The following is a 15,773-nucleotide window of genomic DNA, read 5'->3' as shown; positions in this document are numbered from 1 at the left end:
GTGGGGATGCTTCCGGCGCGGTTCGAGGTGCTGCCTGGAGCCGTTCGCATGATCGTATGAGGCGTTTGGCCTGAGCTTCCCGGTCAGGTAGGATCCGCGTTCGACCCTCCTTGACAGCGGATAGGTACGGCCATATAGTTGAATATATACTCATACTTTCATGAATTACGCATCATACCCGTCCTCTCTGTGTCGCAGCGAAAGGCCGTTCTATGGACGGACTCGGATCGAAAGGCGACGGAGTGAGACGGCGGAAACGGATCGGGCTGTAAAATGAACGTGTTATATGCGATCTTATCCGAGTCCTGGCGGTTGCTGGTGGATGCCTCCGTTTACATGCTGTTCGGCATGTTGATGGGCGGCATGCTCAAAGTATTTCTCAATCCGGCCGCCGTGTCCAAGCATCTTGGCCAGGGACGCTTTTCTTCCGTTTTCAAAGCGGCGTTCCTGGGTGTGCCCGTCCCGTTATGTTCATGCGGCGTGCTTCCGGCAGCGGCCTCCCTCAAAAGACAGGGAGCCAATAAGGGAGCCGTCACGGCATTCTTGATATCCACGCCCGAGTCCGGGGTGGATTCCATAGCCACCAGTTATGCGCTCCTGGATCCGATCATGACCGTGGCCCGACCTGTTGCAGCCTTTGTCACCGCAGCGTGCGCCGGCATACTGGAAAACCTCATCGAGTCGCCCAAACATACCGTGGCCGACAAGCCGGATCTGACCTGTCCGGTTGACGGTTGTTGCAGCGGCGTGGAATGTCCTCCGGAAGAGCACAATCGACACCACAGCTTTCCTGAAAAGATTGCAGCGGGTATCGGCTTCGCGTTTGGAGATCTCTGGAACGACCTGGCCGGGTGGTTCCTGGTGGGGATCCTGTTGGCCGGGATCATAGGAGCCCTGATACCCATTGACGTGCTGACTCATTATTTAGGTGGCGGACTTCCGGCCATGCTTCTTATGCTCGCGATGGGGATTCCCATTTATATCTGCGCCACCGCTTCGACACCCATCGCAGCGGCCCTTATCCTCAAGGGCGTCAGTCCCGGCGCGGCTCTGGTGTTCCTGCTGGCAGGCCCGGCCACCAACGTCACCTCCTTGACCGTACTGATGGGGGTTCTTGGGAAGAGGGCCACGGCCATTTACCTGATCACCCTTTCGGTCTTGGCCGTTGCTTGCGGTCTGGCGGTGGACCAGGTGTACCTCTCCTTCGGGTTGTCGGCGCAAGCCGTCGTTGGGAAGGCCGCCGAGATCGTCCCGGAATGGGCGCGCACTCTGGGAGCTGTTGTATTGCTCGGTCTTTCCGTTAAGCCGGTTTTTCGGAAGCTTAAGAACTTGCTGACCCATGGCGGACATGGCTGTCAACATTCGGACCACCCGGGCGTTCACTCGGAAGATTTGGATGCGTGCGTGGAGGGGCGCGAAGGAGGATCGATTTGCGCCTCGGGGCCGACCTGAGGTTGCGCTGATGGATCGGTTCGATCCTGAGGTCTTCGAGTTCGTCTGCCGGGTCATGGGACGTCGGACTTGACTTTTGCCCGCAACCGGATGTTTTATTGCTTGCGGACCCACTGATGAACGGTTAAGCTCAATAAAGAGATCGCTCTTGCACTGAACTGAATCGGGCGAAGGTGAACGGGTGCTAGGAAGGCAAGAAGCGCCGGAGGGAACTAAGATGGGCGGAATTATTGAAAAGGTCGAGCAGGGGGTTGGTGCGTGTGTCTTGACGGAGAAGGGAAGTCGTAGACATGCGCAGGGGGCCGGTCCTTTTCTTTGTATGGTCGTTCTTTTTTTCTGCGTGCTACTGAGCGGACTCGTAGCGATAAGCGCGGCGCCGCCCAAAGGAAAACTCAAGGTGGCCACCGTCAAGTTTGACGTTCAGGGCAAGATCGATATTCCGGACGCAGGAGCCATCGTAGCTAATTGGTTCACCGCGGCGCTTGTACAGAACGACAAATTTGATGTAAAGGAGCGCCTTTCGCTGGACGAAATTCTTAGTGAACAGGCCATGAGTCAGACCGGAATCATCGACCCGAAAACGGCGGCAAAAGTAGGTAACATATACGGCGTCGAAGCCATCATCATGGGCAGCGTGGTTCGTCTCGACGAACGTTTGCCCATCTACGTTTCAGTGCGCATGATCGACACGAACACGGGTACTATTTTGAAATACCTTCAAGGAAGAGCGCAATCGTTGGGGGATCTGGAACGAACGGTGTTCAGCCTCGCCGATGATTTGTCCGATAAAAAGCCGTCCGCAGAGGTTCACCGGCCGGCGTCCGCCGCACCGGTCGAGCAGCCGATGGTCGAGACTCGCCTGCCGGAAAAGGCCTCAAAAACACCTCCCGCGGTCTCTGAAACCCCGGTGCAATCGACCGCCAAGGTTGTTGAGACGCCGAAGGACTCCGGAGATGTGGGTGTAATGGAAATCAGATCGAGTCCCTCCAATGCAGAGGTGCACATGATCGACCGTTCCAAGAGATGGCTCGCGTCATTCGGTCTGAGTTCGGATTGGAAGCGTTTGGGAACGACGCCGTATATCAATCCCCAAATGCCTGCCGGGAAATACTGGATCAGGGTGTCTTCCGGAAGCAAAGAAGAGATCCTCGAAGTAACCGTCGATGCCGGCAAGACGGTTCGAAAGATGGTCATGTTTCAGATGATCGGACAGGGCGGCATGGGCGACTATGGAGGAATGTAAAGGAAAAAGGGACACCTCGGTCAAATACTGCTAAGCTTGTTTGTAATCCCTTTTCCCATAAAAAGCGCGTGCGCTCGTTCCTGCGCGCGTAATTCTCAATGTCTTTTTTCACAGGAGCGGCACGGGGCCGGTGAAACGGGTATTTGCTTTCGAGAGCGGGTAAGAGTTGGTGTCGAAGCAGAGCTTCCCGGTCTTCATGTTAGCCCGGTGCTGTTCTTCCCTACCAAAAAACACTGAATTCTTTTATCCTCTGATGTAAAATCGATCCGATTGAAATCGTCGCTTACGATGCCGTTTACCTGCGGAGAAGTAGATTGTCTCAATTGATGGGAGCTGCGGGTGAACTCGTGGCACGGACCGAATCCTGCGGTCGTGCCCCAAACGTAGTTCCTGAAGCCGGTCTATATTGATGGAGAAGCTTTGGGGATGGAAGGGGTCTGAAGTGAACGTTTTAATATCCGTGGAGCACGCGTTGAAACGCTGGGTATGTCATCGCACATACGGCTTTAGTTCCGATCGGGAGAGGGGAATTGGCTACGGTCCGAAGCTCCGGTTCCTGGCCTGGGTGATCATGGCCGCAGGTTTTCTGGTAGGTGCCTGTGTGCCCGCTTTCGCCGCGGCCGAGTTCTCGGAAGAATTCACCGTATATTCCAAGCAGTTCGATACTCAGGAGTGCCTGTCGATCGCGGACATTGACGGCGACGGGGATCAGGACGTGGTGTCCGCCACGAGCTGGGGTTACGTTTATTGGCATGAAAACGTCAAAGGGGACGGTTCTTCCTGGAAAACGCATCAAGTGTACCAGGGCTCCGGGCGGATAACCGCCATTGTGACCAGAGACATAGATCGTGATCGCTCGCCGGATATCTTCATTGCAATGCCGGAAGGCGATAGCGCGTATTGGATTCGAAATGAGGACAAGGGCCGGTCGTGGCAACCGATGGCGGTTGCCGCCGAGGAAGGGCAGTTCAGCGCCCTTTCCATGGCCGACGTAGACGGTGATGGTGATGAAGATGTGGTCGTAGCTTCCGTCAAGAAACGGGCCGTGTCCTGGCTCGAGAACAACGGAGCGTCTCCACCCTCTTTTATCGTCCACCCGATCCATGCACCTTCCGCCGGTGTCGATGCCATATATGCCGCGGACGTTGACGGTGACGGAGACCCGGACGTCGTGGCGGGCCTGCAGGACGGGGACAAAATCGTCTGGTTTGAAAACGTGGACGGCAAGGGGAAGCAATGGCGTTTCAAACCCGTCGACACCGCGGAAGCCCAGGCCCCCAGATCGGTTTTCGTAGCCGATATGGACGGCGACAAAGATATGGACGTCGTGGCGGCGTTGTACACCGTTGAAAAGATCGTTTGGTACGAGAATGTTGGAGGACAAGGCGCCAAATGGCAAGCGAAAGTCATTGCCCAAGGGGAACAGAGCGGCGGGCCCACTTCTGTTTTCGTGGTTGACATTGATTCCGATGGAGACCCCGACGTCCTCGGCGCCGGCTGGCTGAAGGACGACATATGGTGGTACGAGAACGTTGATGGAAAGGGCGGGTCGTGGTCCGGCCATTTGTTGTTCGACGGAGGTTCTCAGGGGGCGAGCACGGTTCTCGCCGCGGATTTGGACGGGGAGGGCAGCCTGGACGCCCTCTCGGCGCATGCCTGGTCCTGGGGATTTTCTCCGGTTTTTTGGTTCAAGAATGTGACCGAACAGGCCGATCTCAAACTTGCATTGACCGGATCGCCGAGTCCTATTACCGCAGGCGGGCGGGAGAAGCTGACCTATAAAATAACCGTTCAGAACTCCGGTCCAACGGAGCCGGAAGATGTTACTTTGAAGGGAACCATGCCGGCCGATCTCCGAGAACCGGAGGTTTCGCTGGATGGGGGTGCGAATTGGAATCCATGGAAAGGGGCGCTCGCGCTGGGGCCCATCGCTGCAAGCGCTACAAAAACCGTGGAAATCAGGGGCTCGGTTGGTTCTTCGACCTCCGCCGATCTTGTCAGCTCGGTGCGGGGTTTCAGCAGCGACAGAGTGGATCCCCGTACGGCAGACAACACGGCTGTCTTTAAGACCGAGGTGAACGTCCTTTCGGACCTTTCGATCACCAAGTCAGGTCCCTTGGAACCCGTTACTGCAGGAGAGAAAATCAGTTATACAATCACGGTGTCCAATGCCGGGCCCTCGGACGCAGCCGAGGTGCAGGTCGAGGATCTGCTAACCTCCGAATTTCGTTCTCCGGAATATTCCATTGACGGAGGATTGAACTGGCAAAAATGGAACGGGGTCCAGGAGTTGGGGAGTATTCCTTCCGGGGATTCCAAGGAGATTCAGTTACGCGCCACACTGGCTTCTTCGGTTAAAAACTACGTTGCGAGCACGGCGAAAGTTCGATCCAAAACCAAGGAGATCAATGCGGCCAACAATTCCAGCGGGCGGCTCGAAGCCGAGGTGTCGACAAGGGCTGATGTGAGCCTGGATGCGAGCATCTCGCCGGAAGAACTAATGGCCGGACGCGAGGTGACCTATTCTTTCGCCTTGAAGAACCAGGGACCTTCTGACGCTCAAGGCGTCGTTTTCAAGGTCAATCCGGCGCCGCAGCTTGCCGACCTTCGTTTTTCTTTGAGCGGAGGTAACGATTGGAAACCTTGGCAGGGAACACTGAATTTTGAAAAGATCCGAGCCAGATCCAGCAAGACTGCTCTCCTCCGCGGTCAGTTAGATCCCTCGGCGGAGATCCCGATCGACATATCCGCGGAATTGAGCTCCGATACGACGGATCCGAATGTACAGAACAATCGGTTCGAGTTGAAAAGCCCGGTCCGGACACTGGCGGACCTCAAGGTTTCTCAGGAAGAATCGAGACAAGTCGCGGTTGCCGGGGAAATGTTTACGTTTTCAGTCTACGTGAATAACAACGGACCCTCCAGCGCAAAAGAAACAGCATTGTCCGGTACGATTACCACGGATTTAAGTTCATTGAGTGTTTCTTTGGACGACGGAACGTCGTGGACAGAGCTGCAGGAAACCCTGAATCTAGGCCTTATTCCCTCGGGGGAAAGAAGGAGGATCTTGATTCGTGGGAGTCTTGCAGCTTCGGCCTCCGAGGAAGTGAGCAGCTCATGGGAAGTGAAAACGGCCACTGAGGATCCCGTGAAAGAGAACAATCAGGCCCGCCTGCAGGACAAGGTAACCAGGTCGGCGGATCTCTCGATTGCCAAGAAGGGCGCCCCGGATCCGGTAATTGCCGGGGTTCAGTTGCTATACCAGATCGTGGCCAAAAACGCGGGACCATCCGACGCGGCGAACGTGATCCTTGAAACCGCGCCTTCCCCGAAGCTTCAAGGTCAAGAATACTCGATAGACGAAGGAGCCACCTGGAACACGTGGGAGGGCTCCGTCATATTGGGAGTCATCCCGGCGGGAGACTCGAGGAAGGCGCTCATTCGGGGTCAAGTGGCGCCTTCCGGTACAGGCAGAATTGTCGCGGGCGCCAAGGTGCGGTCGGATTCCACGGATCCGGATGTTTCGAATAACGCGTCCGGGGACGTGGTCACGAATATCATACAGGTATCAGACGTCGCGATCGCACCAGCGGAACTGCCGGAGTCGGCCGTAGCCGGCGAGAACGTCCTGTTTTCCCTCTCGGTCAGCAATGGAGGACCATCGGATGCCGCGAGCGTCGTGATTCGTAGGGATCCGAGTCCTCAATTTACCGATGTGGAATTCCTGAACGAAGCCAAAGGGGAATGGCAACGATGGGAAAGCCCATTGGATTTGGGGACATTCCAGGCCGGCGGCTCGCAACGCATTAAGTTACGGGGAAAAGTATCCCCGCTGGCCAAAACAACCCTGACGAACGCGGCTCATGTGGAAACAGCAACCTCCGACCCGGACTTCTCAAACAACACCACAAACATCACCGTGGGGAAAGTGGAAACGCTGGCCGACTTGACGATAAGTCTTACGGATTCTCCCGATCCCGTGGTCGCCGGAAGCCAACTCACCTTTACGGCCACGGTACGAAACAGAGGGCCGTCAGAGGCCCAAGACGTGGTGCTTTCGAATGAATTGCCTAAAGAGCTTCAAAAGACCAGATACTCGATAGATGGTGGAACGACTTGGAATCTCTGGCAAGGATCGCTCAATCTCGAGACGATCAATGCCGGCAGCGAGAAGCAGGTTTTGATTCTGGGCTGGACGGATCCGTCTTCTTCCGGACTGATCATGAATACCGCGGGTGTCGAGTCGAAGACACAGGATCCTAACCCGGCCGACAACAAGGCCGGACTGGTTCGTACGGAGGTGTTGACGCGATCGGACTTGTCGGTCGTTCAAAGAGGACAGCCTGATACGGCAACCGTGGGGGAAAGCCTCACGTACCGGATTGCCGTACAGAACGCGGGTCCTTCCGACGTTCGCAATGCAAAGCTGGAATTCTTGTTTCCTGAACATCTTCGGAACCCAAGAATGTCAACGGACCAGGGAGAAAGTTGGAAACCCGTCGAGTCGGTTGTGGATTTGGAGACTTTTCCTGCTCGATCGACCAGAGAGATTTGGGTGCGTTTCGACCTCGATTCGTCCGTCACAAACACCATATCCAGCAAGTTCAGAGTGGGTTCGGAATCGGAAGACAGTGACGTTGCAAACAACATGGTGGAGCTGATAGCCCAGACGCGGGCCAGCGCCGATCTTGTTATTGGAGTGACGGATTTGCCTCAGGGTCCGCCGGCAGGAACGAATCTGACCTACGGGCTGCTCCTTCGAAACGAAGGTCCTTCGGACGCCCTCGATGTCATGTTGGCGGCAGGGCTATCCGATGTTCCTATGACCAACGTGCGTTTTTCCAGCGATGACGGCAAGAGCTGGGAATCCTTGGGAGATTCCATACAACTGGGAAGTATTGGCGCAGGCGGCGACAAGAAGGTGATGATTCGTGGTGACCTAAAGGCGTCCGCCAAGGGTGCTCTGCGACCGGTCTTTATCATAAGTTCAGGGAAAACGGATGACCCTGACAAGAGCAACGATCGAGTGGAACCCGAGTCGGCCATCGCTACTCAGGCGGACGTGGCGGTCGAATTTATCGGATCGACCGCTCCTGCGCTGGCGGGAACGCCTTACGGTTTCAAGTTGAGGGTCCGCAACGCGGGGCCTTCCGATGCTGAAGACGTGGTACTCTCAAGTGGACTCCCCGAGCTGTTTTCAGAACCTATGGTCCGTTCCGATGAGGGCCGGGAATGGAAGCCGTGGTCGGGTAATGTCCATCTGGGGGCGCTTCCGGCGGGAGATGACCGGGAGTTGGAGTTTCGATGCTCTGTGGCTCCTTCGGCAACCGGGAGTGTGGTGCTGACCGCGGAACTGAAATCTTCCACCGAAGATCCGGCGCCTGCCAATAACCGGGCCGAGGCTTCAACCGGGAATTTCGGGACCCGGGCGGACCTTTCGATCGTTCAAGGCGCCGACGGTCCGGATGTCATCCGTGCGGCCCCTGACCCGGTTACGGCAGGAGAAACACTCACGTATACCTTGAAAGTGAAAAACGACGGTCCTTCCGATGCCGTCAATGTCTCGCTGGAGCTTAACCTTCCGGAAGGACTCGGAAACGCAAACGTGTCTTTGGACCAGGGAGCAAACTGGGAAGCCGCCGGTTCGAAGGTTCAGTTAGCAAGCATCATGGCCGGATCGACCAAAACGGTTTTGATTCGATGTGACGTCGACCCGTCCACCACGGATTCGCTCGAGAGCGGCTTCAGGTTGGAGGCACAAACCGAGGATCCGGATGCGGGAAACAACGTGGCGGAACGGACCAGTGGAGTTCAAGTAAGCGCCGATCTCGCTCTCGCGTCGTCCGACGCGCCTACTAACACGGTAGGCGGATCTCCCATCGTGTATGTTCTGGCCGTCCGAAATAACGGGCCTTCGAATTCGGGGGAAAGCGCGCTCATCGCGCAGCCTTTCGAAGATATTCAGAATGTCCGGTTCTCTATTAATGGCGGCGAAACGTGGGAATTGTGGAAGGACACTTTGAACATTGGGGCCGTGAAGGCAGGTGAAGCGAAGAAAATATGGATCCGAGGAGACGTAAGTCCGGCTGCTCGAGGCTCTCTTCAGACTACGTTCGAGGTGAGTGCCGGGAAAACACCTGATTCCGAAAAAGGTAACGATCGGTTGCAGTTGGTGTCGATTATCGAAAACAGAGCGGATCTTGCTCTGAATATGAAATCCTCGCATGATTCCGTGGTGGCAGGCACGCCTCTTACGTACTCTTTGGTAATCGGCAACAACGGTCCTTCCGATGCGGAAAAGGTGGAACTGATCGATCGGTTTACCGACGGCCGAATAGAAGCGAGCTTCCGGACGGAGCAGGAGACGGAATGGAAGCCTTGGGTCGGGACCTTGACCTTTGAGGCGATTCCGACAAAAGCGACAAGAAAGGTTGAGATTCGCTGCGTCTTGACCCCTTCGGCAACCGGGAGCCTGACCAATGCCGCGGAATTGAAATCCGCGACCGAAGATCCGGCGCCCGTTAATAATCGAACCGAGATCTTGCGCACGGTTATCAACAGCGAAGCTGACCTGTTCATAGGGCAGACCGTTAAATCGCCGGAAAACCTGGTTGCCGGAAACGAGCTTCTACGCTTGATCACGGTAACGAACGAGGGGCCTTCCGATGCGCGCGGGGTCGTCATCGGAGACACGATCTCCGTGGGAATGTTGCGTCCCGAGTATGCCTTGAACGACGAAAAAGAGTGGAGTCCGTGGCCGGGTTCGCTTTCGTTGGACGTGCTAAGCGCCAACGGTACGAAACAGATCCGCGTTCGGGCGCTGGTTGGAAGCGGAGCAAAAGGGCCTTTGACTCACCATGTCACCGTGAAGTCCGAGACCCGCGACCCCGACACGACAAACAACGCTTCCAAGGTTTTGTCGGAAATTGCTGTCAGTGCGGACCTGGAACTGATCATTTCAGATCCTCCATCCGAGGTAGTTGCCGGCGAAGTGGTCACACATACGGTAAACGTGAAAAACTACGGACCATCCGATGCCGTGAACTGTCGGATTGAAGCGGAGTTTCCACCTGATCTGATAGAACCGAAGATCTCGATGGACAACGCCAAATCCTGGAAGGAGTGGGAAGGCCCCTTCACGATTGGAAGTATCGGTGCAGGAGGCTTCGGCGCGCTGAAAATCCAAGGCAAAATAGCGCCTTCGGCGTCGAACAAGCTGGTCTATTCGATTCGCACGGTTTCGTCCACGGTCGATCCTCTACCGCATAACAACGAGTTTACAACCACCGCAACCGTAAGAAAACAATCGGATTTTGCCCTGTCAGGGAGCGCGAATCCCGATGTCCTGGCCGGTGACACAATCCTGTACAAGATTCACGTGCTCAACAACGGGCCTTCCGATGCGGACGAAGTCCGGCTAACTCATCTTCTGCCCGGTGGAGTGAAGGAAATCGAATATAGCCTCGACGGAGGCGGTCGTTGGGAACCGGTTGACCGGAAGGGCATCGAGATAAGAGACATCCGGGCGGGGACCGGCAAGGATCTCCTGATTCAAGGGAAAGTCGATTCCTCCCTGGCCGGAGGGATTCGTGCAACCGCCTCTTTGGAATCAAAGATCCCGGATCCCAATTCCGGAAACAATCAAGCCATTGACATCGTCTCAGAGGTCCGATCCGAGGCGGATTTAAGTCTGACCCTGTCGGATCTCCCTAAAGCAGTCTTGGCCGGCGGCGCCGTGGAGTATTCCGCCAAAATAGAGAACAGGGGCCCTTCCGACGCCACGGACGCAGTTCTGAAAGAAACGGTGCAGGAAGGAAGTTTCAAGCAGCGAGAATGGGCGAGGGACGGCTCTATGTGGGAGCCCTGGAACGGGCAACTTGCCATGGGAACGCTGAAGGCGCATGAATCCCGAGTTTTGAGGTTTCGCTGTATGTCGGACTCGTCCATACGGGAAGGCCTCCAACCGTTGGAAGTGGCCCTCTCGAGCGCCACAAGCGATCCCCGTTCGGAAGATAACGGTTTCAAGGGAGCCGTTAAGGTGGAGAGACTCGCCGACCTTTCGATCACGATAAGAACTCCCTTGGAACTTGTAACAGTGGGACAAGCTATTGAATACATATTGGACGTCGAGAATGAAGGACCTTCGGGCGCTATCAATGTAGTGATTGAGGACTATCTACCGGAAGCGGTCGAGAATCCCGAGTTTGCTCTCGAAGGGCAGGAGGCGTGGAGAGTGCTGGAAGCGCCGCTGAGATTGGGAGAGGTGGCATCCGGAGATTCGAAGCAGTTGCGGATTCGAGGTCGTGTGTCACTTTCAGCCGAGGGTACAATCGAAAGCCGGGCAGCCGTGAAAGCAGACACACCCGATCCGATTTCGGAAAATAATACGAGTTTCCGGAACACGGCCGTAAAAACCCTGGCCGACCTGTCCATTACAATGGCGGAGTCGCCCGATCCCGTGACCGCGGGAGCCGGCATCAATTTTATCATTTCGGCCTTTAATGCCGGACCTTCAAAAGCAAACAACGTGCGCTTGACCGCGGCATTGGATCCCATGATCGGGCAATTGATGTCCTCCACCGACGGAGGCGCGAATTGGAGCAAACTAAGTTCGGTAATCGAGCTCGGAGCCCTATCCGCCGGGAACTCGAGGCACGTGTTGGTACAAGGCGCTGTGGACCGTGGTGCAACGGGTATGGTGAGCCACACGGCCTCGGTGACCTCCGACACACAAGACCCTCAATCGGAAAACAATGAAACGGAAAAGATCACAACCGCAATCGATGCCCAAGCGGACCTTACAGTCGCCATGGCGGTCACACCCCGCAAGGTTGATGCGGGGAAGACGGTCATGTACACGATAACGGCTGCAAACGAAGGGCCATCGGACGCCATGGAGGTAGTCGTGGAAGTCCTGATGCCGCCCCCTATTCGGGATGGAAAAGCATCACTGGACGGCGGCGCTACGTGGAGCATGCTTACGGATGAAGTCGAGGTGGGCGCGCTCCGCGCGGGAACCTCGAAACTTGTCCTTATCCTTGGGACCGTCCAACCAGGGCCGGCCTCCGGAGTACTGAATAACGAGGCGCGCGTCCGCTCCGCCACGGCCGATCCGGTGGTGGAAAACAACGCAACGGGAGCCGTGAACATCGAGGTTTCCGGAACTCGATGAAACACAACCCCCCTTGTGATTGTAGACGCCGGGTTTGAGGAGAAAAAGGCGGCCTTGTTCAGAACTTGTAGAAAACCGTATAGTTCAGCTCTCTCAGTTTGGCTCGGAGCGTTTCCTCGGAGATCTCGCCCGTGACGTTGTGTTTGATTTCGTCTGTAATTCGACGATAGTAAACGTTTCCTTTATCGACATCGAAGAGATAGACCGCCATGCGGTCGTATCCGCCCCCAAGGATATCGATGGAATAAAGGAGAACAGCGTTTACTCCCAGTTCTTTTCCCTTGTTCAAGATCGCTTTCGCGTCGGGCTCATAACCCGAGAAGAACCCTTCCTTGCGCCAGGTTTTTTCCTGGAAATCGGCGGACAGAACATTTGCGGGAATCGGTTTTGGATCGGACCGACCGTCACCGGGGTAAGAGGAGTAGACCGGGTCGAAAACTCCGGTTTCATCCAGTACGTCAAACACGGCTTCCATGATTACATGCGTATAGTTGGCGGATACGCCCGGAAGTCGACCGGGGAAAATCGCCAGTTTCGGTTTATTTTCCGTATCCGACAGAGCGTTTGTCGGAGAAAGCATGGTAACGGCCAAAATAATCATCAGCACTAACGCCATGGGCGTATAAAGTTTCCTCATTCGTGGGCTCCCTTCAGTGAATCTTTGTTCTGGAAAATTAGTTGGTTGATACGGATTATGGATATGCTATGTTAAACTAACGCCGGGCGGCTCCAGAGTCAATGGTTCATGGATTCAACGAACTCGGCCTGGTGTTCGTTTTTTCGCTAATGGCCGGAAAATCCTGACCCGAAATCTCCTGGTCAAGTCCAACATGGATCGCAAACCCGAATCGGGTAACACGGAGGTAGACTATGCCTGAATTCGCTAACCCCTTCTCCGGATTGGCGTCGGATCGGAAGGTTACTCACGAAGAGCTCATTCGCGCTATCCGCTATATGGTCGCGGCGGAGTATGAAGCGGTTCAACTCTACGTGCAGCTTGCGGAGTCCGCGGACAACGAATTAGCCAAAGACGTGCTCTACGACATCGCCGACGAGGAACGCGTGCATGCGGGAGAGTTCCTCCGCCTTCTCAAGGAACTGGCTCCCGATGAAGAAGGAATGTATGTCAAAGGAGCGAAAGAAGTAGAGGAAATGATCGAAAAACTAAAGAAGTAGAACCAATTACGATCTGCACGATTCGGCGACCCGTGGTTCCCCGTGAACGGAGAAGGGAAGGGATGGGGAAAGCCGGACATGGTCTTCTTGCAGTTAGAACGGATGAGAACGGTCTCATTAGTGGAAGGACAGTATTATGAATGAAAAACGCCCTGACGAGCAGGTTGCCGGCATGCTCATGAAGGCAATTACCCCGGCAATAGAAGCAATAGCCCGTAGCGGCGATAAGGAAGCAATGGGCAAGATCGCGCCCAGTCTTTTTATTTTGGGCATCACGCTGATGGTCAAGGACATCGGCAGAGACGCGGCGGTTCTTGTGATCCAGGACGTTGTGGAAAAAATGAAGAGCGGCGCCTTCGATGAATCAATCCAATAACCTCCATCGACACCATCAACTGCGTCCTTCTGAGTGTTCGGTTTCGACGCCACCTGAAGCGCATCGCCACGAATCTCGGATATGTCGCATCTTGTCTTAAAACCGGGGCGGGAAAAATCCGTCCGAAGACGACATCCATGGATTTTTTCGGGAGCGGTATCGCAGACCAAGGGTTCCCCGGCGCCGGGCAGCGTGGTCAGGGTATTAGACGCAAACGGCGATTTTCTGGCATGGGGGTACTATAACGGCCAATCCAAGATTCAGGTCCGGCTTCTGGAATGGAGTGAGGATGTCCGCATCGACGGAACATGGTGGCGCCGGCGGCTTGAAGATTCCATTCTGAGGCGCGCCGCGCTCGCGAACCGATCCGATCTGGACTCCTACCGGCTGGTCAATGCGGAAGCGGATTTGTTGCCGGGCCTGGTGGTGGACCGTTATGGCGATTTCTTGGTCCTGCAGCCCCTCACGGCTGGGATTCAGCGAATCAAGCACGAGCTCGCCGAATGTCTCGACGCTCTACTCCGCCCGACGGGTGTGTACGAGAAGGGGGACAGTTGGTCGCTTTCGTTGGAGGGCGTCGATGCGGAATCCGGCGTGCTCCGCGGCGAGGAACCGCCCGATCGGGTGTGCATTTGCGAATGCGGCCATCGTTTTTGGGTGGATCTCAAGCGAGGCCAGAAAACCGGCTTCTTTCTGGACCAACGTTTCAATCGAGACGCCGTGGCCCGATACGCGCAAGGAAAGCGGGTTCTCGACTGTTTCGCCTACACGGGCGCCTTCTCGGTGTATGCAGCCGCGGCCGGCGCTGTTTCCGTTACCAGGGTTGAGGGGTCTTCCGAAGCCTTTGCATTGAGTGAAGAGAATCTCCGGTTGAACGGGCTCGTCTCAGCAGACAGAGAATCCTGTGAGGGCAACGCATTCGAGGTCCTGAGAGGATTTCGGGATCGCGCCCACACATTCGATATGGTGGTTCTGGATCCACCCAAGTTTGCTCACGCCCGTTCAACAATCGAAAGCGCGGCGCGTGGCTACAAGGATATCAATTTGTTGGCCATCAAGCTGTTACTTCCGGAGGGTATCCTGGCGACGTTTTCGTGTTCGGGGAATGTGTCCGCCGATCGGTTTCAACGAATCGTCTCCGAGGCGGCGACGGATGCAGGCAGGCAGGTCCAGGTCCTCGATCAATTGGCGCATGGTCCGGACCATCCCACTCTGCTGTCTTTCCCGGAGTCTATGTATCTGAAGGGCCTGATCTGTAGAGTGCTCTGACGCCGGCGACGGAACGATCCTTGGGTAACCCGCACAGAGGAGACGCGAACCATGCCCGGAACAAACCGGTTTCGCAAAACGCGGTCGATCACGCTGTCCCTTTTGACCTTGGCCGTGCTGTCGACTATGGTCTTAGGCGCATGCTCCGGCGGATCGGACGATTCAGCACCTGGAACACCCCTCAGCGTGACCACCGTCCCGTTGACCCCTGAATTGCCGTATAGCCTCAAGATCGTCGACGTTTCGGTCACATCGGACGGAGGGTGGGTCGTCTACGTTGCGTACACCGGCGGCAAAAGTAGGTTATTCAGCGTCCCTCTTTCAGGAGGGGAACCTGTTGAATTGACCGTAGATGTGCCCAGAGACATGGATATCGACACATATCCGATCCGTCTCGTCGGCGGCGGAGAATGGGTGGTGTTCGGGGCTTCCGTAGCGTACGACGAGCACTTCTTGTTCTCGGTCCCTGTTCAAGGGGGGCCTCTCGTTCTATTAGACGAAGACCCGTTCTACTGGCTGTCGGCGAGCCGCGATTTTCACTCTTTCGAGGTTTCCCCGGACGGGAGCCGGGCTATCTATAATACGGAAGAGACCTTTGACATTCGAAGCGTGCCTGTTGCTGATGGCCCGATCCTGACCCTGAACGACCTGCCGCCGCAGGCGCACTTCATCATCAGCCCAACCAGCGACCGGGTAGTCTACCAGGGCAGATATGATAAGGAAACCCTCGACTCTTTTTTCAGCGTCCCCATCGCCGGTGGGGAGCCGGTACTCCTGGTATCCCATGTTTCGCGCCATCCTTTATATTCCGGTTACTACTTCACGGGGGACGGAAACTGGTTTATGTTCGCGGAATACTACGAACAAGGCCACAGAGTACGCAGCGTTCCGGTTGAGGGCGGACCTGCGGTCGTGTTGGCTACGAGTGTCGAGGAGATCTATCCGATGTCAAGCCCCGACGGGCAGTGGGTTGCTTTCAACTCCAAAGAGACTGATCAGAGCCCCTGGCGGCTTTTTATCGTTCGCCCCGACGGCAGCGATTTGCGCCGGATCGGCGAAGCGTTGGAAGGATCGTTCAGCATCCG

Annotated in this window: 8 protein-coding genes (1 of these 8 cut by a window edge); 7 read left to right on the top strand and 1 reads right to left on the bottom strand. The window is 55.9% G+C overall.

Annotation, left to right across the window (positions count from 1 at the left end; translation table 11 throughout):
• Positions 1-273: 273 nt before the first annotated feature.
• The 3 genes from HY788_06655 to HY788_06645 all read left to right on the top strand — a co-directional run bounded on the left by HY788_06655 (position 274) and on the right by HY788_06645 (position 11,867).
• Positions 274-1,452: an SO_0444 family Cu/Zn efflux transporter gene (locus HY788_06655; GenBank protein ID MBI4773848.1), complete on the top strand. Its 1,179-nt coding sequence runs from the start codon at positions 274-276 to the stop codon at positions 1,450-1,452.
• Between the two features lie 217 nt (positions 1,453-1,669).
• A complete protein-coding gene (locus HY788_06650) occupies positions 1,670-2,695 on the top strand; it encodes a hypothetical protein (GenBank protein ID MBI4773847.1) in 1,026 nt (341 codons plus the stop codon).
• Positions 2,696-3,137: 442 nt separating this feature from the next.
• Positions 3,138-11,867 carry a DUF11 domain-containing protein gene (locus tag HY788_06645; protein ID MBI4773846.1) on the top strand — a complete coding sequence of 2,910 codons (8,730 nt, stop codon included), beginning with the start codon at positions 3,138-3,140 and terminating at the stop codon, positions 11,865-11,867.
• A gap of 58 nt (positions 11,868-11,925) precedes the next feature.
• Here the strand turns inward: HY788_06645 and HY788_06640 are convergent, their stop codons facing one another.
• Positions 11,926-12,504, bottom strand: a complete 579-nt coding sequence (locus HY788_06640) for a hypothetical protein (protein MBI4773845.1) — start codon at positions 12,502-12,504, stop codon at positions 11,926-11,928.
• 233 nt (positions 12,505-12,737) lie between these two features.
• Here HY788_06640 and HY788_06635 point away from each other — a divergent pair, with 233 nt between their 5' ends.
• The 4 genes from HY788_06635 to HY788_06620 form a co-directional block, all read left to right on the top strand.
• Positions 12,738-13,043: a rubrerythrin gene (locus HY788_06635; GenBank protein ID MBI4773844.1), complete on the top strand. Its 306-nt coding sequence runs from the start codon at positions 12,738-12,740 to the stop codon at positions 13,041-13,043.
• Positions 13,044-13,179: 136 nt separating this feature from the next.
• Positions 13,180-13,419: a hypothetical protein gene (locus HY788_06630; protein ID MBI4773843.1), complete on the top strand. Its 240-nt coding sequence runs from the start codon at positions 13,180-13,182 to the stop codon at positions 13,417-13,419.
• Between the two features lie 81 nt (positions 13,420-13,500).
• Entirely contained in the window at positions 13,501-14,688 is a 1,188-nt protein-coding gene (locus HY788_06625) for a class I SAM-dependent rRNA methyltransferase (GenBank protein ID MBI4773842.1), read from the top strand.
• Between the two features lie 51 nt (positions 14,689-14,739).
• On the top strand, positions 14,740-15,773 hold the 5' portion of the coding sequence (locus HY788_06620) for a PD40 domain-containing protein (protein MBI4773841.1). Its footprint extends 520 nt past the window's final position; only the first 1,034 of its 1,554 coding nucleotides appear in the window; its start codon is at positions 14,740-14,742; its stop codon lies off the right edge, out of view.

The organism is Deltaproteobacteria bacterium, assembly GCA_016208165.1.
In the GTDB taxonomy this organism is placed as follows: Bacteria; Desulfobacterota; Desulfarculia; order JACQYL01; family JACQYL01; genus JACQYL01.
The sequence above is the reverse complement of the archived record's forward strand: the minus strand, read 5'-3'. Positions and strand labels throughout refer to the sequence as shown.

Excerpts from the sequence above, each read along its gene's own strand:
- HY788_06630 (MBI4773843.1), top strand. The coding sequence starts at position 13,180 with ATGAATGAAAAACGCCCTGACGAGCAGGTTGCCGGCATGCTCATGAAG.
- HY788_06655 (MBI4773848.1), top strand. The coding sequence starts at position 274 with ATGAACGTGTTATATGCGATCTTATCCGAGTCCTGGCGGTTGCTGGTG.
- HY788_06625 (MBI4773842.1), top strand. The coding sequence starts at position 13,501 with ATGTCGCATCTTGTCTTAAAACCGGGGCGGGAAAAATCCGTCCGAAGA.
- HY788_06640 (MBI4773845.1), bottom strand. The coding sequence starts at position 12,504 with ATGAGGAAACTTTATACGCCCATGGCGTTAGTGCTGATGATTATTTTG.
- HY788_06635 (MBI4773844.1), top strand. The coding sequence starts at position 12,738 with ATGCCTGAATTCGCTAACCCCTTCTCCGGATTGGCGTCGGATCGGAAG.
- HY788_06650 (MBI4773847.1), top strand. The coding sequence starts at position 1,670 with ATGGGCGGAATTATTGAAAAGGTCGAGCAGGGGGTTGGTGCGTGTGTC.